The following is a 19,829-nucleotide window of genomic DNA, read 5'->3' as shown; positions in this document are numbered from 1 at the left end:
GAAAGCATATGGAACAGCAAATGGCAACCACAGCAGGCAATATGGAACAGGAAATTGAGTCTTTTTTAACTAGCGGTGGTACCCTCGCGATGTTGAAGGAGATTTCTGCTGATGAGCTAGAGCAATTTTATACCCTGGCTTATAACCTGTATCAATCCGGTAAACAACAAGATGCAATGGCGGTTTTTCAACTGCTTTGTATGTTAGATCACTATGATAGCCGTTTTTTTTTAGGTCTAGGAGCTTGCCGCCAAGCAACAGAGAATTGGAGTGCGGCATTAGAAACTTATAGCTTCGCTACTTTTTTAGATGTGAATGATCCCCGATTTCCGTTTCATGCCGCCGAATGTTTAATGCAATTGAATGATTTTGATGGCGCACAATGTGGTTTTGAATCGGCGCGTTTATTAGCGACCGATAAGCCGGAATATGAAGATATTGTCTTACAGGCTGAAACCATGTTGGAAGTGATTAATATAAAAAGGGAGCAGCAAAATGAGCACAATCACCACTAAACCCGATAGCAGTAGTGTTCAAAACCTAGTTAATAATAGCTCTATTACGCCAATTGCAAAAAAGAGCATACCTAATATCGCATTGGAAAAAAGTCCGACTTTATCAGCAGCAAAGCCATCGTTATAACCTAATCGAGTGTTACTGCCAGAACCGAATGCTAATTTGGCTGCAAAATCAACCAATAGTGACGCACTGTTAGCAAAATTGAATGTTTTGCAACAGGAGGTAGTACCGGCAATTGATGTGAAATCATCACTGAAGCTACTTTCGCTGGCATTAACTTCACCGGCCTCGTTTGAGGTGGAATTAAGTAAAGTGACTAGTGAATTACAAACTAATCAGCAAAAATTGAAATTAGAAGATATTCAACGTATTAAACAGCAAAATGCGTTAAAAATGGATGAAAATCAGACCAAAATCCAAGAATCGGAAGATGCGGTAAAGCAGTCGCAAAAATCGGGTTTGGCCGCCAAAATATTTGGTTGGATTAGTACCGCTGTTTCGGCCGTAGTCGGTGCTATTTTGGTCGCCACGGGTGTCGGTGCGGTGGCTGGCGCATTAATGATTGCCGGAGCGGTGGCCAGTGCGGCTAACCAAATTGTCCAAGAAGCGGCTGCCGCTGGGTTGATCAGTCCTGAAACGATGAAATGGTTAGGGCCGACCTTGATGGGAATACAAATTGCAGTGGGTATTGCTTCCATTGCGGTCAGTTTTGGCGGGCCAGCAGCGACAGCCATTGCCCAAGTTGGCGCCAAAATTGGCGGTAAAGCAGCTGAGGTTACCGCTAAATTGCCTGCTATGGTCTCTTCCGGTGTAACGGCGACAACTCAATCGGTGGCCAATAATGTTAAGACTGGTTTAGAGGTTGGTAATTTAGTCGCTGATGTCGGAGAAACTGCGTCACAATTGGCCAGCTCCATCACGCATAGTATTGCCAGTGACAAAATAGCCGATGCTAAAATGCTCGAAAGTGTGATGACTATGAGTCAAAGTATTTTAGATAAACTCAATAGTGAGTTAGCAAAAATGACCGATGATTATCAGCAGGTGATGGAAACACTGGCACAGATGCTCCATGAAAAAGGAGAAGTATTGCGTGAGCTAGCAGTGCGTCCGAAAACAATTTAATAGAAATTAATTGGCTGTTATTAGCTGTTAATAAGGAGATTTATATGGCTACTATCAATAATATGCAACACCGTCCACTGGCTAATACTCACGATGCCGCACCCGTGGTAAAGAGTACAGCGACAAAAAAAAGTGAGGCTGTAAACAAAGTTGAGATACAGACGTTACCAAAAACTCAGCCAACGGCAAAACAATCAACTGACAGTGTCAAATTAGCCGCGCCTAAATTGGATCTAATTAATGCCAGTCAATTGTTAAGTACTGCCACGCAAATGATGGATTGTATTGCTTTGCTGGTTAAAGCCCAGCAACAGGTACGCCAATCAAATGATGCCGTTGCCACTAATCAGGCTACCGCGGCAGCAGAAAGTCAGAAAAAACAAGCGCAGGAGATGGACAAAAACTCGGATTGGCAGTTAGCCTTATCCATTGTTTCCGGGGTATTAAACTTTGGCATGACAGCATTAAGTGCGATATCGGCTTTTAAAGCCAATAAAACCCAGCAGCAGAAAAATACGTTACAGCAATCAATTAATGAACGTACCGAACTGGTTAAGACCAAAACTAGCCAACTGAAAGATAAAACATTATCAGTCAAGCAAAAAGATAATTTGAAAGTTGAAATAGCTAAATTAAAGGATCTGAATAAAGCTGATAACCTGCAATTGAAAACGTTGAATGATGCTAGCGCTGCGAGTCAAAAGTGGTTTGATTTAGCTAACTCGGCACTTCAGCAAGGAAGCTCATTGGTTGATAAATTTAGTGGCGCAAAGGAGATAAAAACTCAACAGACCGTCACGCAAGAACAAGTTAAAGAAAATAGTGCTCAGCAAGTGCAGCAAAAGAGTCGTAATGAAACAGATTATTTGAATGGTTTAAGCACTAAACTTAACCAGTTGATGATTCAGCTTTCTCAAGGGCAATCTCAGGCATTACGGGCTGCCACTCCGGCTGCTTAATGTCCATCAATTTTACTTAAAGGCAGACCATCGATATGTTCTGCCTTTTTTTAGTAAAAAAATAGCGATATTTGACAGAGAAATGACAATTCAAACGTTAGCTTATGACTAAATTGCCGGGAGAGAAATATGGATGTTAAAGATTGCATTGATCGGATTTTTGGCCAGTTTAGTCAGAAATATCAATTACCGCTATTGACGCTTAATCAAGAAGGAATTGCGGCGTTACGCTTTGATGAAAAATTACAGGTTTGTTGTATTTTTCTGCAGGAACAAGAATTGCTTGCGTTGCAGATAGATATTGCTGATTTATCAGATGTGAGTGAGGGAATTTTTCGTCAGTTAGCAAGCTTTAATCGTTATTGGTATCAATTTAATCTGCATTTTGGTTTCGACGAAAGCAGTTTAAAAATACAATTATATAGTCAAATAACGATTGCCAATTTGACATTAGATAAATTTGAATATCGATTGACGTCAATACTCGATCATGCTGAATTTTGGCAGGAATTATTGTGTGAACCGGTAAAAAAGTCAGTTTATAAAGGTCAATTTCAAGGAATGAAGGTGTAATGATTATGCTAATCAAACAAGTAACTTTAAATCAGGCGGTTTACAGTGATCCCATTGTATCATCTCGGCTTTTTAATGGCAGAAATGTGTCAGTGGATAGACAGATAGAGCAAAATAGACCCCTATTATCTGAGATGTTGCCGGATCTTACTGTACAGCAACAACAGCATTTGGCGCGTTTAGTACAAGGTACTCACTCGCCGCTAGCGACACGCCACATAGAAGTGTTATGAAGCATTATGCCATATTGGTTGCTATAGGCTGTTTAACCGGCTGTATTCATTATCAGCCGAATGATCCGTTACAAACGATTGTAACGGGTAAAGTTACGATGCCGGTGCGATTGTATAAAACAGCAGAGGTTAATATTCGCTTTTACGCCCAAACTAATGGGCGGTTATTGCTCATTAACCAGTTACAATACCGTTTGAATTTACTACCGCTCGCTTTTACTTTTACTGCACCTGAAATCTACCAAGCGCAACAAAAAATTTATCTACAGGCAACCTTAGCCTGGTCGGATAGTCAATTTATTCAAGCAATTTATCAGCAAGTTATTGAGAATGAAAAAAAGCTCACTATCAATTTGCAGCCGAAACCCTGTTTTCCAGATTGCCAATATTAGAATCTCCCAGCCGCAGATGTAATAGTGGAAAAGGATTGCCTTCGCCATCTAATTCGGAGCGATCATAAACCTTAAAACCTTGCCGTTGATAAAAATCTATCGCTTGTTTATTTTGCTCATTAACATCCACTTCATTGACAGCGAAATGGGTTACCGCATATTGCAGTAGTGCTTTGCCAATGCCCTTTCTGCGTGAAGTAGGCGCGATAAATAGCATTTCTAACCGATTTTGTTCAATAGCCATAAAACCGGTAATACTATTTTGCTCATCCACTGACATGTAAACCTGCAAATTAGGTAGATAATTATTTAAAATTAGTGGACGTAACGTGGCGATCATTTTTTCTGGCAGAAAATCATGAGTCGCCCGTACCGAATTTTCCCAAATTAGGATTAATTGAGCAAAGTCGCTGGTGGTTGCCCGTTTAATATGCATATGTTTTACCTTGTTATAAAGTTAGTTATATTACAGTCTATGATTTTAGTTTATCGGCTTTGAAGTTAAATTTGAGTCAATTGTGGTTGACCCGGTTTTAGGGTCAACAATCCATGTATGCAAGCAATTTGACATTGACCGCAGCCATCACACTTTATTTCATCAATTATCAGCCAATTTTCTGCTGAAAACGAGAGCGCCTGTTGTGGGCAATCATGAACACATAAACGGCAACTGTTATCATGGCGACCAAAACAAGATTGAGCGATATCCGGCCAAAGTGCGGTATCGGGTTTTATTTGCTGATTGAGCGCGCCGGTAGGGCAAACCAGCGTACAGGCAAGACAGTTGTCGGTCGTGCAGCAGCAAAAATCGATATTGATCTCAGCCAAATTATGATTAATTGAGATTAGGCCATAGGGGCAAGCTTGCCGGCATTTGTCGCAGCCAATACATCGTTGCAGAAAATCAGTTTCATTAATCGCTTGTGGTGGGCGGCCAACTTGTCGAGCGATAGTCTGATTGGTGCGGTCAGGGGTAAGTGTCTTACTGGCGCTAAATAATCCTCGCAGCAATCCGCGACGGCTAACATAACGATGTGACATGAATGCACGATAGTAGCTTTCATCTTGTTTATCATTTGCCATACGGCTGACTCAGTGAGAAGGTGAATATTTATCCTTGATTAGTGTTATTTTAACTTTTTTTATTAACTAACAGGACTAATTAGATCAATTTTTAGCTAATTTCACTAAAGCCAGCGGAATGTAATAAATCTTTAGCGTAAACTTGATATTTCATTGCATAATATAATCTTATAGTGAGCGCCCTAACGGTATTCAGGGCTAAATTAGGCATAAGGATTTATGTGTATCCTAATAGGGAATGCGGATTTTTACTTTGTTTACCGTTAGTTTCAATAACGCCTTGGTCTGCTATTAATTTCAATATAAATTGCCTTTCTGTCGTGTTAATCACTATATCAATACCAGCACCAGTTGATATTCTATACTAGTAGTTCAGTTGCATAATTTCTGGTTAGGTATCATTAATGAGTTTATTAGATAAGAATGAAAACATTTAGCGATAAAGAAAATTTGTGTCTTTATTTTATCTGGTTCCTATGGGTACTAGTCGTAGTCTTGTATATAACAAATATGATTGCGAAGACATGGTTTTTTGTTTTAGTTTTTTCATTCGTTCTCATCCTGCAATTTATCGTTATAAGAGTGAGGTTGATCTCGATGTTTAGAAATAAAAAGTCAGATACTTCAAATACAAATATATTTGTGATGAAAGGTGATAAAAAAAGCGATCCTAAACAAAAAGATGTAACAATTATTTCAGAAGAGAGCTTTTTTAAAGGTAACATTACTATTTCAGGTGATATTCATGTCTGGGGACATATTAAAGGTAATGTCACAGTGACGGAAGGGACAATTCACATTATGCAGGGCGGCAAAATTGAAGGTGAAATTGAAGCACCTGATATGATTATTGATGGTTTAGTTGATGGGGCTTGCTTGGGAAGTAATCTAGATATTCTTGAACATGGCGAATTGCGTGGGATCAGTCGTGTCAGTCATATGTCAATTAAGCGTGGTGGCATATTTATTGGTCAGTCTGAAAAAATTGAGCATCACTCTGAAAAAGTGATTAAATTAGAAACCATTGAAGAACTACCTAAAAGTAAATAAGCATTTTTCTGCTAACGCGATAAAATGCCATGTCATATTGATGGTAAAATCTTTTTTAATCGGTAGTTAGTGCATGGTTATTATCTTAAACACTCCTCGTCTAATATTAAGGGAATGGCGAGAAGCGGATCGACTCCCTTTCTTTCGTCTTAATAGCGATCCTGATGTTATGCGTTATTTCCCACACTTACTTTCAAAAATACAAAGTGATGCATTCATTGACAGTATTAGGCAAAAGTTTATCCAACAGCAAGGTTGGGGATTGTGGGCAGTAGAGGTACGAGCACAGAAACAATTTATTGGTTTTGTTGGACTTAATATTCCTACTTATGATCTGCCTTTTGTACCTTGCATTGAAATTGGTTGGCGCCTTGCTAAGCCATTTTGGCGGCAAGGCTTGGCTTATGAAGCCGCCCATCACGTATTAGATTTTGCTTTTCTACAGCAACAAATGCAGGAAATTGTCTCTTTTACCGCTAAGATTAATCATCCCTCTGAATGTTTGATGAAAAAATTAGCCATGGAAAAAGATGCGCATAATTTTCTACATCCGGCGTTACCATCGGCTCATCCCTTAGAGGAACATATCCTTTATCGGCTCAATCAGCAGCAATGGTTAAAAAAGCGCGCTAATTGATAGGTAAACACTTCGTGAGGATTAACACGCCTGCAACTCCAGCAGGCGGATTGGTGTTATTTAAGTCTAATTTGTTGGTGAATAATACGCTGCATTTCATCTTTTAAATGAAGCTTTTCTTTTTTTAATTTGATGACTTTATCATTATAGCCTGCGCCATTTGGGCCTTCTAATTCAGTAATCTGTTTATCCAGTTGATGGTGTTTTTCAAATAGTGATTGGAAGCGTGGATGAAAGCGTTTTAGGTGAGAAAATAACTCTTGATCGGACAGCAACATATAACCTCCGGCAAAATTATTGAGAGTCAATTCAAGTATAACAATAATTAAAATTTAATAACCATAATCACAATAATTTACATTGTTAAATGCCATAGATAATTATTTGATTTTTAAAAATATTTACAAAATAAAGGGTTGATTTACTCTTTACGATTTTTTACTTTCTAGCCCGACAGTTATACTAAAATAGAACGTTGATTTAGCTAAGCATAAAACTTATTGTTATCAGTTATAGTTAATATCTCTTTTATCACCATTTATAAAGTAGGATGTGGCAATGAATAAATATACCTTTCCATTACTGGCAATGATCCTAACATCACCCTATACGATGGCAAATGATGATTTGACCAAAATAGCACCATACCCAACCGCTGAGAAAGATATGCAGCGTTATGTTATTCAGCTCGCCAAAAAAGAAAATGAAAATAATTTTATGGTGGAACTGGTCATTGGTAAATCCATGCTGGTAGATTGTAATCACCATTGGTTTGGTGGGGATTTTGAGAAAAAAGAGCTGAAAGGTTGGGGTTATGACTATTACGAATTAAAAAAAGTATCCGGTCCAGCGGCAACCTTAATGGCTTGCCCAGATAAACAGCAAACCAAGAAGTTTATTACCACTCATCTCGGTGATGGCAATATTGTTCGCTATAATAGTAAATTACCGATTGTGGTATATGTTCCGAAGGATATGGAAGTAAAATATCGCATATGGTCAGCACCGGAAAAATTAAATAGTGCAGAGATCAAATAACGTTTTAATTTAACCAATAAGCCATCTTAATTAAGATGGCTACAGTCATTGTTGATTTGTTTTAGCGAGCCACTAAAACCGTTATTTTTGCATGACGAACAATGCTAGCTGCAGTTGATCCTAGTAGGTAGCTAGAAGAATTGGGGCTATGAGAGGCAATAAGAATTAAATCGGCGTCAATATCTGACGCATAACTTAGAATTTCCTCTTTTGTCGGGCCAATGCCAATTTTGTAGGTAATTTGCTTAGGAGGAATGTTTACTTTTTTGATGATCTGTTTTAGTAGTTCGAGTGCCACTCGGCTGCGTTCTTGGCAATCTTGTTGACTTTCTGGTAAGGCTGCAATTTCAATACCAAAAAATATTTCTAAATTTGGTAGCACAGATAGGAAGTGGACTTCTGGCTTGTTGGATTGGTTAAACGAAACCAGCGTTTCAACATGCTTAATCACTTTCTGATTTAATTCATCCTCAACAATATCGATAGGAACTAAGATCTTATTATACATGATACCCTCGCATCATATTGTTATCTAATTATATTGTAGCAATAGTAAAAAATACTGTCGTAATATTTTTATTTGCTTATTATTTTGCATAATTAACTTAATATGAAAAAACCATATTTAAAAAAAGCAATTTGTTTTGCCTAAATTAACCTAATTGAAAATAAATATTATTTCTATTTAATTATAAATAGTAGTAGAAATAAATAAGCGAATAATTATCAATTATACTTTATTGAAATACATGACTGTTAAAATGAAAAATCAAGACAAAGATAATTTTTTATGTCATATTATAGGAAACTAGATTAATATTTTTTTGAATAAAATTAGTATTAATAATAACAATATTGTTTTTAAGGTTTACTATCAATTTTTCCCTTATTTTACTGAAAATAATTAACTTTAGAATTTGATTATGACACAAACTAAACTCCGCAAAGAAAAACACCCACTTTTTGTTTCCGATGAGCAACGAATAAAATTTAAAGCTGCCAAAAAGAGCACTATTATTAGTATCGTTGTGAATTTTTTTCTCTCTTTATGGCAAATTATTATCGGCTTTTTGGCACACTCACAAGGTTTAATTGCTGATGGGCTTCACTCATTATCAGATTTATTAGCAGATTTTGTGGTGTTGATTGCTAATAAACATAGTCATAAGCAACCAGATGCCGATCATCCTTATGGCCATTTCCGCTATGAAAATGGAGCATCTTTAGTACTGGGAACGATTTTGCTAGTGGTTGGTGGTGGCATGGTATGGAAAGCGATTGAAAAAATGCTAAATCCAGCTGAAATTCCCGATGTGCATATTATTGCTTTGGTTGTCGCGCTATTATCACTTATTGTTAAAGAAGGTCTGTTTCGTTATATGCTTTGTGTGGCAAATAGGGTTAATTCAAGTATGTTAGTTGCTAATGCTTGGCATGCACGTTCAGACGCAGCTTCTTCCTTAGTGGTTGCTATTGGTATCGTTGGTAGTTTATGTGGTATTAAGATCTTTGATCCTATTGCGGCCTTAATTGTTGGTGCTCTGGTTATTAAAATGGGGTATAAATTTACTTATCAAGCGTTTAACGATCTGATGGATAAGGGGGCTGATGAACAGACACTTGCGGCTATCCGTAAACAGCTGTTGGCAATGGAAGGGGTGATTGATATTCATGATCTTAAGACGCGTAAATCTGGCGATTATTTGTTGGTAGATGTTCATCTTGAAGTAAATGGTCTTTTAACGGTAGAACAAGGCCATCAAATTGCTGTTGCCGCGAGAAAAAAATTACTTGAAAATCCCACTATCTTAGATGTCATGATTCATATCGATCCGGTTGAAATTCAATAAGTCATTTCCTTACTGATAAGCAATAGCGATCCCATAAATATTATTGTCGCCTACTGAGTTTATACTGGTCGTTACAAGATTGATGAATATAATAGCTAATTTATAAGTATAAGAGATTATCTTGCTGGATAGCTCGAGATATTAATTCGCTAAAATGCTCTCTATATCGATAAATAATTGACTTAGAGAGTATAATATTATGCTTATTATCGGTTATAGAGCCATACAAGCGGTAGGCTAATTTATTTAATTATGCATGAAAAAAGAGGTTAATGTGGAAATATTAGTAACAGGCGGTATGGGTTATATTGGTAGTCATACTTGTGTTCAGATGTGTGCAGCAGGTATGCAGCCTGTTATTTTAGATAATTTGTGTAATGCCAGCAGTGAAGTATTGACGCGAATGGAAACATTAACCGGGTGTTGTCCGGTTTTTTATCAAGGGGATGTGCGTGATGAAAAATTGTTAGACACCATTTTTTCCAACCATTCTATTCAAGCCGTTATCCATTTTGCTGGGTTAAAAGCGGTTGGTGAATCTGTCACTAAACCTCTTGAATATTATGATAACAATGTGAATGGTACGCTGGTATTAGCGCGTAGTATGCAGCGAGCTGGTATAAAAAATATTATTTTTAGTTCTTCTGCCACTGTTTATGGTGATCCGGCAACGGTTCCTATCACCGAAGAATTTCCGATTGGCAATACCACCAATCCGTATGGTAGCAGTAAATATATGGTTGAGCGTTGTTTATCGGATCTGCAGTATGCTGATAATAGCTGGTCGGTTACCTTGCTTCGTTATTTTAATCCGGTTGGAGCCCATCCGTCCGGCACTATGGGGGAAGATCCGCAAGGTATACCTAATAATTTAACTCCCTATATTACTCAGGTAGCCATTGGCCGGCAGCAGAAACTGATGATTTTTGGTGACGATTATCCTACTCCAGATGGTACAGGCGTGCGTGATTATATTCATGTCATGGATCTAGCTGATGGGCATATTGCGTCGCTTAAATCGGTTGGTTTAAAGCCTGGTTTACATATCTACAATTTAGGCACTGGTAAAGGCACGAGTGTATTAGCGATGCTGAAAGCATTTGAAGAAGCTTGCGGTAAAAAAATCCCTTATGAGATTAAATCTCGCCGACCAGGTGATATTGCTGAATGTTGGTCAAGCCCGCTGAAAGCCGAGAGTGATTTGGGATGGAAAGCCACCCGCTCGATTCGAGAGATGGCTGCTGATGCATGGCGTTGGCAATGTCAGAATCCACATGGTTATGGTAAAAAATAATAGCTAAATTGTGGTTTAATTTTGTAATGGTAAACATCAATGCCCAGCATTTTAGCTGGGTTTTTGTATGGATTATTTCTTAAAATTGATCATTATTATTTGTATTGTAAGTTACAAAGTTATCTCTCTTCTTTTTTTACTAATAAAGAATTAATTAAATTATCATGTTAGATGACTATAATTATTTATCAATTTGCTTAATAAACGAATTTTTATAACATATTTATTTTATGATTGCTTTTTAATAGTTGCTGTTTATTGTTGATAGGTAGTGATTTAGATCCTTTAATATAAAATATGTCACTTAAGCTAGCAAAATTAATATTATTTATTTGACCTTTAGTTTGTAATGTTTTATCTGGTATGACAGGAATGAAAATAAATGGGTTAAATAATTTATTATTTTGTCTAGCCCGGATAACATCTTTATTGAATTTCATAATTATTTAATTTTTTTTATATAAAATTCCGATTGCAGGGAGTGATTTATATTATAATTAGTTGATGAATAAATTATTTAATACCAACATTAACAGGTATATTTAAACATCATTATTAATATTGGCAAAAGTTAGTTTTATTAAAAAAATTATTTTTATAATAAAATAATAATTAATTATTTAAACTTAACTTTTACCTAGTAATAAATTATTTTTATTATTTTAATTTAACATAGTGAATTTAATCTACAAATTTGAATAAAACAATAATACAATCATTTATGGAGAGAAAAAATGTTATCTATATATAAAGAAGAAATGGTATGGAATACGGTAAAAGATAAAATAGCCACCCTGTTTCAGTTACCTGAAATAAGTCAATGGACTTATCAGCAGTTTAGCCAATCTATCCCGGTTATGGAAAAGAAAGATTATTTGGCTAAAAATAATCAAAGCCTCCATCTGCTTAATAGTAAAAATAGTTATCTTATTGGATTTACTAGTGGCACCAGTGGCACCTTGAAACGTTGTCTTTATAAAATGAGTAGTGATGTTTATAACTTAAAAGGGTGTGAAGAATATAATATATTTTCCTCGACGGATACATGCGCTAATCTTTTTACCATTAACTTGCTTTTTTCCGCTCATTGCTTATTTAGTAATGTGGCGAGTGCTTGTGGCGCTAATATTATTTCGATCGGTGATTTTAATGTATTAGCAAGTGAGCATTTTGATGCATTAATTGATGTAAATACTAATGCTCTGATAGGTATTCCTTGTGAAATTATTCAATTTATTCAAGTTATGCAAAATAAAGGAAAACTTCTTGCTATTAATAAAGTTATTTTTGCCGGCGAGGCACTGAAAGCCTACCAAAGGGAAATAATAAGAAATACTTTTGGTAATGATGTGCATATTATTGGAGCTTATGGCTGTTCAGAAGCGGGGATAATTGCTTTTAGTCTGAATGAGGATAACAATAGTTATCAATTATTGACAGACCAATTTTTTGTTGAGCGTTATCAGGCTCGATTGTTAATAACTAGTCTTGATAATATGAATGTTATTCCATTATTACGCTATAGTTTTGGTGATAGTGCAGATATTAGTCTACAAGGTGATATTGTTCGATTAACAAATATTAAAAGAAATAATATTAGTTTTAATTTTATGGGATATCTTATTGAATATCAAACAATTGCTGAAGTTATCCATAAATACCATCAAGGTGATATTAATATACAAATCCATTTATCGGTTGCTGAAGATACCAGAGAAGTGATCACGGTATGGGTTCCTACAGGTATTTTTTCTCCACAGCAAATTCAATTGCTAGCAAAAGAATTAACAGAAATTCCCGATATCTATGAGTCTAATCAGTTAAACCAAGGATATTTAGTCGTAAAAGAGGTCGACCCAATACAATATATCCGTTCTGTTAGAGGTAAAATTCTTTATATTGTCGATAATAGAGATTAAAAAATTCGATGAGCATAACTAAATTTTTAATATAAGAAACCATCATATTTTTATTTGATGGTTTCTTATATTAAAGATTTTATTAAATTAATCTAGCAATATGAAACAGAAAGTATTACTAAAGATTAATAAACTAGTTAGCGTAAGTGAAGTAATAGTTTGATGTAACTTAAATTCTATTTAATCAATATTTTTAAAGTATTAGCCAAAATGAAATTTTAATAATAATTTATCTTAACTAAAGGAAGTCATTTTAAAATAAATGGCTAATGAAAAGTGAATTTAGAACAAATCTATTTTGTACTATCATTATCATTCGGATGAGTAGTGCATAATTCAGGTTCTTCATTACAATTAACGGCCTTTGTTTTATTATTGCTAGTTAATAATCTATTAACAGTATAGGCTGTTGCTATCCCGTAACTACATTGAGCAAAACCCGCATAGGAAGGCAGAGAATAGAATATTAACAGTGTGATAATGATAAAAATTTGCATGGGCGATTTCATAAGTTATTCTCCTAAAATAATTAAATATTCATTTTTTTATAAATTATTATTTGAATTTGCTTACCCGTGTAAAACAAATGGTTGATAGCATAAAAGAGTAGGCAAAATAGAAAATTACTCTGTTTAATTTATTAATTATTGATGTTTTATGGTTATTAAATTAAAGATTTTAATCCAATAACATAAACAGCTTGCGTAGCTTTTCCATTTATTGTTTCTATACAATTATGCCCCTCTTTTGCTGGTACGCAGTGAATGTACTCTTTATTGGGTTGATTATTGGCAATGAAGAAACAACTGAAATATGTGAATAAAAGAGTAATAACTGCTTCTTTATAAGTTGCATAAATTACCTCGATCAGTAAGTGATATAAATCGATATTAATAATACACTCATTATTTAACATTTCAATAACCTTTTATTGATTAAATCTTATAGACTGAAGAATAATAGTATTAAGTTAGGTATCATTGATAGTTAGGGGAGAGGGCATGCAATTTTTTATGATTTATAGTAATTAAGTTAAAAGGTAAAACAAACTTGCCACTTAATGTTGCTAATATTGGCATGAGATTGATTAACAACTTTTCTGTTAAATAAAAAAGCGTTACACAAGGCTGTTTTTATCAATACCGAGCCGTTTCATGCGTGATAGTAATGTCGTGCGTTTTAGCCCCAGCCGTAGCGCCGCGCCTTTAGGGCCTGCAATAACACCATTCGTCTCTTTTAGTACACGGACAATACGTTGAAACTCATCTTCTACCGGATGAAAATCACTATCTACACATTTTGTCGGAATATTTGTTTCATTGGTATTAAAGCACATTTCAGCTAATGACAGCTGAAGTACATTGCCCCGTGTCAATAAAACAGCACGTTCAATTACGTTTTCTAATTCGCGTATATTGCCCGGCCAATCCATTTTACTTAATAGCTGTAAAGTTTGTGCAGGAATACTATCAATCTTGCGTCCAAGACGGTTGGCAATTTTAAAAGTAAATGCTTTCACTAATAATGGTATGTCTTTTGGCCGCTCGCGTAATGGGGGCAGGTAGATAGGAAAAACATTTAGTCGATAATAGAGATCAGCTCTAAATTCACGATCTGCAACCATTTGTCTAAGGTCGCGGTTAGTAGCAGCGATAAGACGCACATTTGTCCGAATGATCCTATTGCTACCCAGGCGTTCAAATTCTTGTTCTTGTAATACCCTTAACAGCTTAGGTTGAAGTTCCAGTGGCATATCGCCCACTTCATCTAAAAATAGCGTGCTTTTATCTGCTAATTCAAACCGACCAATACGCTGAGTGTTAGCGCCAGTAAATGCACCACGCTCATGACCAAACAGATCACTATCAAGTAAGCCCGCTGGTATGGCGGCACAATTAAGTTTTACCATCCGACGGTTATTACGACCACTGAGTTTATGAATGGCACGTGCAATCAGCTCTTTGCCGGTTCCTGTTTCTCCTAAGATCAGTACGGTACTATTGCTGTGCGCTACCATTTCAACCTGTTTCATGACCGTTATCATGGCGTCACTTTGACCAATGATTTCACCAAAATCTGTGCTGACATTATTAATTTGTTCCGTCAGCGCTAAATTTTGATCAATCAATCGCTCCTTTAAACGACGGATTTCTTGATAAGCAAGTGCGTTATCTACCGCAATCGCCACGCGTTCTGCGATTTGGCGCAGCAGTTTCAGCGTCGAGGAGGTAAAAACCGGCGCTTGTGCTTGTGCTAATTTTAATACTCCCAGTACGCGATCGCTGAAAATTAGTGGCAACAAACATAAGGTTTGTTCCTGTTTATCCCATAATTCAAATAGCATGCGAACGCATGCTGTGTGTTTGTCGTAGGGGTGAAGATTGAGTAAAAGCATCTCTTCCTTTTGCATGACTTTTTGGTATAAAGTCCCTTTTTCATCTATCTCACGTTGATCATGCAGCGGAATCTTTTTATCTACATAATGGATTGAATATACGCTAAGTTTTCCTTTATGGTTACTGCGTAATACGATGCTAATTGAATCGATAGCGAAATTAGCCTGAATTTCTTGCGCAACCTCGGTGATCAGTTCATCCAAATTTAGCTTGGATAAGACGGCATTGGTGATGGCCACCAATATGCGATAATCGTCACGTTCGCGGCATAGTTGGCCATAATTAATATTATTGTTCAAACGCGATTGGATCTGTTCCACCGCCAGGCTGATGATTTGAGCCAGTGTTTGTAGGCGCGTGAAGGCTTCTTCCGTCCAGGGTTCATTTGTGGTGCGCAGAAATTCGCAGCCACCAAATATTTTGCCTTCAGCTGTTAACGGCATCAGACTGTAATAATTAAATACTGGGTAGAGTTTTAATTCGTTAAGTTGAGGCCAGGTTTGGTTAAATTCTTGATAGCGGCAATGGAGTACATCTGGACGTGAAAGCATATGGCGGATTGGGCCACAGGCAAGCAAGGTTTCATCTTCATAGCGAATATCTTGTTGCTGTTCGTCAATACTAAATAGGCAGACTCTCCGACGTTCAAATTGCCACAGTAAGATATTAACGTGATCGGCCAGTTTCAGTTGCTGGACATGGGTTTTGACCGCTTGGGTTAGCGCACAGAGATCAGGTTGTTGCAGTAAAGTACGAGTAATATCAAATAAACCTTGTTCGCTGCTTATGCTCGTCGGTGTATAGGACATACCTCATATTCCAAAAGTTAATGGCCAATTAGTGGCGCGATTGGTTAGCAAATTCTGGGTAATGGTTCACTGTAGGGTAGATCGAGTGTACGTTTGATACCATAAAGTCCGGTTAGCTTTACTCCTTTTTGGGCAACTACTTCGCCAATAATTGCCGCGTCTAAGCCTAAGGGATGTTGTTGTATGCGAGTCAAAATACGTTCTGCCACATTGCGTTCGACCACGATGACCAGCTTTCCTTCATTGGCAAAATTGAGAGGATCCAGACCTAATAGCTCACAAATACCGCGCACAGCAGGTTTTATCGGTAGCGTGCTTTCATTGAGTTCAATCCCGTAGCCGCAACTGGCAGCAAATTCGTGAACCACGGCATTTACGCCGCCGCGAGTCGCATCTCGCATTGCTTTGATCCCAGGTTCATTATGCAATGTTTCGATTAGCGGGATTAGCATGGCGCAATCGCTTTGTAAATCGCCTTCCATCCCAAGTTGCTCTCGTAGGTTGAGAATAGTCGCACCATGATCGCCTAGCGAACCAGTAATCAGTAACAGATCGCCAGCATGGATCTGACGCATGCCCCAGTTCAGATGGCAAGGGATAACACCGATGCCGGCTGTATTAATAAATACCTTATCGGCCGCCCCACGAGGGACTACTTTGGTATCACCGGTTACGATGCTTAGTCCTGCTACCTTTGCCGTTGCCGCCATACTATCGACAATGCGTTCCAGTGTGGCGATGGTTAATCCTTCTTCCAGGATAAAACTGCAAGAAAGCCAGCGAGGAAAAGCACCACTCACCGCCACATCATTGCTAGTGCCACAAACAGCCAGTTTACCAATGTCTCCACCAGGAAAAAATAACGGATCAATAACATAACTGTCAGTGGAAAAAGCCAGTCTATCCCCTTGCTGAGTTAATAAATGCAATGGGATCCGCGCCTGATCTTCCTGCTCATTAAGTAACGGGTTAGCAAAGGCTTGAATAAAAAGCTGATTGATGAGTTGCTGCATCGCTTGCCCACCACTACCATGGGCGAGGGTGACAGTTTTCATACTTCATACTCCTGAGAACGGTACTGATACCAAGCACTGCAAGCACCTTCGGACGAAACCATCAACGCCCCTAATGCATTTTGTGGGTTACATTGTCGACCAAAGCGTGGACATTGAACAGGTTTACAACGCCCGGTTAGTACTAAGCCACAATAAGTCTGTGCATCATCATAACCGGTTAGTGGACGTAAGCGAAAATGCCGCTCAGCATCAAATTGCTGGTATGTTGTGTTAAGGTAAACGCCAGAATGTTCTATCATACCAAGGCCACGCCATTCGCTGGTTCCTTTAATACAGAATACTTGTTGCATCACTGTCTGCGCTTTACTATTGCCGGCGTCAGGTACCACACGGCGATACTGATTTTCTACCCGACTATTACCCGCTATTTTTTGTTCAATTAACATTAATACTCCTTGCAGCAGATCAATTGGCTCAAAACCGGCGACAACAAGCGGACGTTGATATTGTGTGGCGATAAAGTTGTAAGCGTAAATACCAATAATCATACTGACGTGTCCGGGCGCTAAAAATGCATCAATATTATTATCAGGCTGTTGTAATAAATTTTTTAGTACCGGGATCAAGGTTATGTGCTGACAAAAGAAATAAAAGTTATCAATGTTAGCTGCTTTTGCTTGTATTAAGGTGATCGCGGTGGTTGGCATGGTTGTTTCAAATCCAAGACCAAATAGAACCACTTTTTTGGTTGGATTTTGTTCGGCAAGTTTTAGTGCATCCATCGGTGAGTAGATAATCCGTACGTCAGCTCCGCCAGCTCTGGCGGTTAGCAATGAGCCATTTTTGCCCGGTACGCGCATGGCATCACCAAAAGTGCAGAATATGACTTGTGGTTGATTGGCAATTTCCAGGCAGCTATCAATACGAGCCATTGGCAGTACACAAACAGGACAGCCTGGGCCATGGATGAACTCAACATTTTTCGGTAATAGTTGATCCAGGCCAAATTTAAAAATAGCATGGGTGTGCCCGCCGCAGACTTCCATAATGCGAAAAGGTCGTTGTTCACTGTATGGCAGATGCTTAGCGCGCTGGTTGATGATTTCAATAAGCGGCATCACTTTTTGTCGATCACGATATTCATCAATGAAACGCATTAAACCTTCTCCTCACCATAGAGTAAAACACCCACATCAGGCTCTAAGGCGTACATATTTTGTAATGCAGCCAGCGTATCCAACGCTTGCTGTTCATCGATCACACTCATAGCAAAGCCAACGTGGATTAGCACCCACTGGCCAAGGCGGCTATTCCCCTTTTCGTCATGCTTGCCAACAAGTGTTAAATCGACATCACGTATCACCCCACCAATCACCACTTTGGCTAACATACTGTCAGTTAGTTGACTAATTTTTCCGGGAATACCTATACACATCGCTGGTTCTCCAACCATGCCAGCCAGTTGTCCATACCTTGACCCGTGGTGGCCGATACCAGCAAAATTTCAATCTGCGGATTCACTTGACGGGCAGAGGCTAAACATTTTTTCACGTCAAAATTAACATGGGGCAGTAAATCGACCTTGTTAAGCAACATTAGTGAGGCGGCAGCGAACATATGCGGATATTTGAGTGGTTTGTCTTCGCCTTCCGTTACCGATAAGACGGCTACTTTGTGTTGTTCGCCTAAATCAAACCCGGCAGGACAGACCAAATTGCCAACATTTTCGATAAACATGATCCCGCCTTCGGCAAGGGGAAGTCGTTGCATGGCATCAAAGATCATCTGTGCATCAAGGTGACACCCTTTACCAGTATTTACCTGAATAGCTGGGGTTCCTGTGGCGCGGATCCTTTCAGCGTCGTTAGTGGTTTGTTGATCACCTTCAATAACCGCGCAAGGAATATCGTTTTGTAACAGCTTAAGTGTTTCTGTCAACAGCGTAGTTTTACCTGATCCTGGACTGGAAACCAGATTTAGCGCTAGCTGTTTGTTAGCGATGAATTGGCGACGATTGCGCTGCGCTAATCGGTTGTTTTTGTCCAGTACATTGATTTCAATTTCTAACATTTTGCGCTGACTTAAACCGGGTACATGGGCACCGGCTTCACCTTGGCCATAATCCAGGTTAGTGGCCAGTGGCTCACTAGCACTGAGGCTAGTTTTATGAATGGCTTTTATTTTTAATGATTGACGGGGCACAAGAGAGAATGGGGCGCTGCGAAAAGCAGAATGTGGGTTGCGTTCATCGCCTTCAATATATTGGTTGCCTTGTTCGCAACCGCAGATGGTGCACATGGTTTACTCCTATTCTATTTCTAACCGCATAATTTGTAGCCCATCATCCGCGACAATATGGAGATTATGGCTATTACATTTTGGACAGAGCCTTACACGATGGGTTAAGAGTTTTATAAATTGCTGACATTCACGGCACCAGCATTCCGCCTGCTGTTGTTCTATATGAAGTTCACAACCTTCAGCGACCGTATCCCGGCAGACTAACTCAAAGCAAAATTGCAACGCACTGCTTTCTACACAGGCAAATGCGCCAATTTTAAACCACACCTGGGTGACCCGTTTTGCGTTGTATTGTGCTATTTGTTGCTCAATAAGTTCCAATGCCTGCTGGCAGAGGGTGATTTCGTGCATAAAGCCTCCAGCATCTGTTTACATTGATTAATGCAATATGGATGCCATTGCTTAGCAATCATAGGCTTTTTAGTGACATAAATGGGGGATTCAAAAGTGCTATCCAACGATTGTGCAGCCGATATGTTTAGTTTATTGCTCGAAACAAAATCAACAGCCAAAGGGCCATTAGTAGCCGCTGACATTTCATGTCTATGATATCTAAATAACAACTTAAATTGGCCGGCTTTTTGGCTGTTTTATTATTTAATTATATGAAAATAAAATAATTATATTTTGGCATG

At 38.2% G+C, this 19,829-nt stretch carries 25 protein-coding genes; 13 read left to right on the top strand and 12 right to left on the bottom strand.

Translation table 11 applies throughout. From position 1 onward, the window contains the following. Positions 1-8 precede the first annotated feature (8 nt). The 7 genes from QE177_RS10190 (at position 9) to QE177_RS10160 (ending at position 3,801) form a co-directional block, all read left to right on the top strand. On the top strand, positions 9-515 hold the full coding sequence (locus QE177_RS10190) for a SycD/LcrH family type III secretion system chaperone (protein ID WP_280549318.1): 507 nt from the start codon (positions 9-11) through the stop codon (positions 513-515). Beyond that, complete coding sequence (locus QE177_RS10185) at positions 496-642, top strand: hypothetical protein (protein ID WP_280549316.1); 147 nt, start codon at positions 496-498, stop codon at positions 640-642. The genes QE177_RS10190 and QE177_RS10185 overlap by 20 nt, the downstream gene beginning before the upstream one ends. 9 nt (positions 643-651) lie before the next feature. Continuing rightward, positions 652-1,644, top strand: coding sequence for a type III secretion system translocon subunit SctE (gene sctE / locus QE177_RS10180; RefSeq protein ID WP_280549314.1), 993 nt, complete (start codon positions 652-654; stop codon positions 1,642-1,644). A gap of 44 nt (positions 1,645-1,688) precedes the next feature. Further along, positions 1,689-2,603 carry a type III secretion system translocon subunit SctB gene (sctB, locus tag QE177_RS10175; RefSeq protein ID WP_280549312.1) on the top strand — a complete coding sequence of 305 codons (915 nt, stop codon included), beginning with the start codon at positions 1,689-1,691 and terminating at the stop codon, positions 2,601-2,603. Between the two features lie 129 nt (positions 2,604-2,732). Further along, positions 2,733-3,176: a type III secretion system chaperone gene (locus QE177_RS10170; protein ID WP_280549310.1), complete on the top strand. Its 444-nt coding sequence runs from the start codon at positions 2,733-2,735 to the stop codon at positions 3,174-3,176. Positions 3,177-3,181: 5 nt separating this feature from the next. Beyond that, complete coding sequence (locus QE177_RS10165) at positions 3,182-3,409, top strand: hypothetical protein (protein ID WP_280549308.1); 228 nt, start codon at positions 3,182-3,184, stop codon at positions 3,407-3,409. Beyond that, complete coding sequence (locus QE177_RS10160) at positions 3,406-3,801, top strand: YscW family type III secretion system pilotin (protein ID WP_280549306.1); 396 nt, start codon at positions 3,406-3,408, stop codon at positions 3,799-3,801. The genes QE177_RS10165 and QE177_RS10160 overlap by 4 nt, the downstream gene beginning before the upstream one ends. Here QE177_RS10160 and QE177_RS10155 read toward each other — a convergent pair. Together QE177_RS10155 and QE177_RS10150 are read right to left on the bottom strand one after the other, a co-directional pair. Continuing rightward, positions 3,758-4,237: an acetyltransferase gene (locus QE177_RS10155; RefSeq protein ID WP_280549304.1), complete on the bottom strand. Its 480-nt coding sequence runs from the start codon at positions 4,235-4,237 to the stop codon at positions 3,758-3,760. The two genes, QE177_RS10160 and QE177_RS10155, sit on opposite strands and share 44 nt — an antisense overlap. A 65-nt stretch (positions 4,238-4,302) precedes the next feature. After that, positions 4,303-4,884, bottom strand: coding sequence for a 4Fe-4S binding protein (locus QE177_RS10150; protein ID WP_280549302.1), 582 nt, complete (start codon positions 4,882-4,884; stop codon positions 4,303-4,305). Between the two features lie 597 nt (positions 4,885-5,481). Here QE177_RS10150 and QE177_RS10145 point away from each other — a divergent pair. Further along, on the top strand, positions 5,482-5,934 hold the full coding sequence (locus QE177_RS10145) for a polymer-forming cytoskeletal protein (RefSeq protein WP_280549300.1): 453 nt from the start codon (positions 5,482-5,484) through the stop codon (positions 5,932-5,934). A 73-nt stretch (positions 5,935-6,007) separates the two neighbouring features. Beyond that, complete coding sequence (locus QE177_RS10140; protein ID WP_280549298.1) at positions 6,008-6,571, top strand: GNAT family N-acetyltransferase; 564 nt, start codon at positions 6,008-6,010, stop codon at positions 6,569-6,571. A 56-nt stretch (positions 6,572-6,627) separates the two neighbouring features. Here the strand turns inward: QE177_RS10140 and QE177_RS10135 are convergent, their stop codons facing one another. Next, positions 6,628-6,849 (bottom strand): DUF465 domain-containing protein, encoded by a 222-nt coding sequence (locus tag QE177_RS10135; protein WP_280549296.1) that lies wholly within the window; start codon positions 6,847-6,849, stop codon positions 6,628-6,630. A 280-nt stretch (positions 6,850-7,129) separates the two neighbouring features. Here QE177_RS10135 and eco point away from each other — a divergent pair, with 280 nt between their 5' ends. After that, entirely contained in the window at positions 7,130-7,609 is a 480-nt protein-coding gene (eco, locus tag QE177_RS10130; protein WP_280549293.1) for a serine protease inhibitor ecotin, read from the top strand. A 61-nt stretch (positions 7,610-7,670) separates the two neighbouring features. Here eco and QE177_RS10125 read toward each other — a convergent pair whose 3' ends face one another. Further along, positions 7,671-8,117 (bottom strand): universal stress protein, encoded by a 447-nt coding sequence (locus QE177_RS10125; protein WP_280549291.1) that lies wholly within the window; start codon positions 8,115-8,117, stop codon positions 7,671-7,673. A 415-nt stretch (positions 8,118-8,532) separates the two neighbouring features. Here QE177_RS10125 and QE177_RS10120 point away from each other — a divergent pair, with 415 nt between their 5' ends. The 3 genes from QE177_RS10120 (at position 8,533) to QE177_RS10110 (ending at position 12,672) form a co-directional block, all read left to right on the top strand. Continuing rightward, positions 8,533-9,459, top strand: a complete 927-nt coding sequence (locus QE177_RS10120; RefSeq protein ID WP_280549289.1) for a cation diffusion facilitator family transporter — start codon at positions 8,533-8,535, stop codon at positions 9,457-9,459. A gap of 274 nt (positions 9,460-9,733) precedes the next feature. Beyond that, entirely contained in the window at positions 9,734-10,753 is a 1,020-nt protein-coding gene (galE, locus tag QE177_RS10115; RefSeq protein ID WP_280549287.1) for a UDP-glucose 4-epimerase GalE, read from the top strand. A 734-nt stretch (positions 10,754-11,487) separates the two neighbouring features. Beyond that, on the top strand, positions 11,488-12,672 hold the full coding sequence (locus QE177_RS10110) for an AMP-binding protein (RefSeq protein ID WP_280549285.1): 1,185 nt from the start codon (positions 11,488-11,490) through the stop codon (positions 12,670-12,672). A gap of 293 nt (positions 12,673-12,965) precedes the next feature. On the opposite strand, the gene QE177_RS10105 is transcribed toward QE177_RS10110, so the two are convergent. The 8 genes from QE177_RS10105 to hypA form a co-directional block, all read right to left on the bottom strand. After that, a complete protein-coding gene (locus tag QE177_RS10105; protein WP_280549283.1) occupies positions 12,966-13,181 on the bottom strand; it encodes a hypothetical protein in 216 nt (71 codons plus the stop codon). 155 nt (positions 13,182-13,336) lie between these two features. After that, on the bottom strand, positions 13,337-13,588 hold the full coding sequence (locus QE177_RS10100; protein ID WP_280549281.1) for a hypothetical protein: 252 nt from the start codon (positions 13,586-13,588) through the stop codon (positions 13,337-13,339). A gap of 201 nt (positions 13,589-13,789) precedes the next feature. Further along, a complete protein-coding gene (gene flhA / locus QE177_RS10095; RefSeq protein ID WP_280549280.1) occupies positions 13,790-15,877 on the bottom strand; it encodes a formate hydrogenlyase transcriptional activator FlhA in 2,088 nt (695 codons plus the stop codon). Positions 15,878-15,921: 44 nt separating this feature from the next. Continuing rightward, on the bottom strand, positions 15,922-16,932 hold the full coding sequence (hypE, locus tag QE177_RS10090) for a hydrogenase expression/formation protein HypE (RefSeq protein WP_280549278.1): 1,011 nt from the start codon (positions 16,930-16,932) through the stop codon (positions 15,922-15,924). After that, positions 16,929-18,050, bottom strand: a complete 1,122-nt coding sequence (gene hypD, locus QE177_RS10085; protein WP_280549276.1) for a hydrogenase formation protein HypD — start codon at positions 18,048-18,050, stop codon at positions 16,929-16,931. The genes hypE and hypD overlap by 4 nt, the downstream gene beginning before the upstream one ends. After that, positions 18,050-18,328, bottom strand: a complete 279-nt coding sequence (locus QE177_RS10080; RefSeq protein ID WP_280549275.1) for a HypC/HybG/HupF family hydrogenase formation chaperone — start codon at positions 18,326-18,328, stop codon at positions 18,050-18,052. The genes hypD and QE177_RS10080 overlap by 1 nt, the downstream gene beginning before the upstream one ends. Further along, positions 18,319-19,191: a hydrogenase nickel incorporation protein HypB gene (gene hypB, locus QE177_RS10075; RefSeq protein WP_280549273.1), complete on the bottom strand. Its 873-nt coding sequence runs from the start codon at positions 19,189-19,191 to the stop codon at positions 18,319-18,321. Before hypB ends, QE177_RS10080 begins: the two co-directional genes overlap by 10 nt. Positions 19,192-19,200: 9 nt before the next feature. Then, positions 19,201-19,545, bottom strand: coding sequence for a hydrogenase maturation nickel metallochaperone HypA (gene hypA / locus QE177_RS10070; RefSeq protein ID WP_280549271.1), 345 nt, complete (start codon positions 19,543-19,545; stop codon positions 19,201-19,203). Between the last annotated feature and the right edge of the window lie 284 nt (positions 19,546-19,829).

Origin of the sequence: Arsenophonus sp. aPb (assembly GCF_029873475.1) — a bacterium.
Classification (GTDB): Bacteria; Pseudomonadota; Gammaproteobacteria; order Enterobacterales; family Enterobacteriaceae; genus Arsenophonus.
Note: the sequence above shows the minus strand (reverse complement) of the source record. Positions and strands in the feature narration are given on the sequence as shown.

What these genes read in the sequence shown, in the direction of transcription:
- QE177_RS10190 (WP_280549318.1), top strand. Translation starts at nt 9, where the DNA reads ATGGAACAGCAAATGGCAACCACAGCAGGCAATATGGAACAGGAAATT.
- QE177_RS10185 (WP_280549316.1), top strand. Translation starts at nt 496, where the DNA reads ATGAGCACAATCACCACTAAACCCGATAGCAGTAGTGTTCAAAACCTA.
- sctB (WP_280549312.1), top strand. Translation starts at nt 1,689, where the DNA reads ATGGCTACTATCAATAATATGCAACACCGTCCACTGGCTAATACTCAC.
- QE177_RS10170 (WP_280549310.1), top strand. Translation starts at nt 2,733, where the DNA reads ATGGATGTTAAAGATTGCATTGATCGGATTTTTGGCCAGTTTAGTCAG.
- QE177_RS10165 (WP_280549308.1), top strand. Translation starts at nt 3,182, where the DNA reads ATGCTAATCAAACAAGTAACTTTAAATCAGGCGGTTTACAGTGATCCC.
- QE177_RS10160 (WP_280549306.1), top strand. Translation starts at nt 3,406, where the DNA reads ATGAAGCATTATGCCATATTGGTTGCTATAGGCTGTTTAACCGGCTGT.
- QE177_RS10155 (WP_280549304.1), bottom strand. Translation starts at nt 4,237, where the DNA reads ATGCATATTAAACGGGCAACCACCAGCGACTTTGCTCAATTAATCCTA.
- QE177_RS10150 (WP_280549302.1), bottom strand. Translation starts at nt 4,884, where the DNA reads ATGGCAAATGATAAACAAGATGAAAGCTACTATCGTGCATTCATGTCA.
- QE177_RS10145 (WP_280549300.1), top strand. Translation starts at nt 5,482, where the DNA reads ATGTTTAGAAATAAAAAGTCAGATACTTCAAATACAAATATATTTGTG.
- QE177_RS10140 (WP_280549298.1), top strand. Translation starts at nt 6,008, where the DNA reads ATGGTTATTATCTTAAACACTCCTCGTCTAATATTAAGGGAATGGCGA.
- QE177_RS10135 (WP_280549296.1), bottom strand. Translation starts at nt 6,849, where the DNA reads ATGTTGCTGTCCGATCAAGAGTTATTTTCTCACCTAAAACGCTTTCAT.
- eco (WP_280549293.1), top strand. Translation starts at nt 7,130, where the DNA reads ATGAATAAATATACCTTTCCATTACTGGCAATGATCCTAACATCACCC.
- QE177_RS10125 (WP_280549291.1), bottom strand. Translation starts at nt 8,117, where the DNA reads ATGTATAATAAGATCTTAGTTCCTATCGATATTGTTGAGGATGAATTA.
- QE177_RS10120 (WP_280549289.1), top strand. Translation starts at nt 8,533, where the DNA reads ATGACACAAACTAAACTCCGCAAAGAAAAACACCCACTTTTTGTTTCC.
- QE177_RS10110 (WP_280549285.1), top strand. Translation starts at nt 11,488, where the DNA reads ATGTTATCTATATATAAAGAAGAAATGGTATGGAATACGGTAAAAGAT.
- QE177_RS10105 (WP_280549283.1), bottom strand. Translation starts at nt 13,181, where the DNA reads ATGAAATCGCCCATGCAAATTTTTATCATTATCACACTGTTAATATTC.
- QE177_RS10100 (WP_280549281.1), bottom strand. Translation starts at nt 13,588, where the DNA reads ATGTTAAATAATGAGTGTATTATTAATATCGATTTATATCACTTACTG.
- flhA (WP_280549280.1), bottom strand. Translation starts at nt 15,877, where the DNA reads ATGTCCTATACACCGACGAGCATAAGCAGCGAACAAGGTTTATTTGAT.
- hypE (WP_280549278.1), bottom strand. Translation starts at nt 16,932, where the DNA reads ATGAAAACTGTCACCCTCGCCCATGGTAGTGGTGGGCAAGCGATGCAG.
- hypD (WP_280549276.1), bottom strand. Translation starts at nt 18,050, where the DNA reads ATGCGTTTCATTGATGAATATCGTGATCGACAAAAAGTGATGCCGCTT.
- QE177_RS10080 (WP_280549275.1), bottom strand. Translation starts at nt 18,328, where the DNA reads ATGTGTATAGGTATTCCCGGAAAAATTAGTCAACTAACTGACAGTATG.
- hypB (WP_280549273.1), bottom strand. Translation starts at nt 19,191, where the DNA reads ATGTGCACCATCTGCGGTTGCGAACAAGGCAACCAATATATTGAAGGC.
- hypA (WP_280549271.1), bottom strand. Translation starts at nt 19,545, where the DNA reads ATGCACGAAATCACCCTCTGCCAGCAGGCATTGGAACTTATTGAGCAA.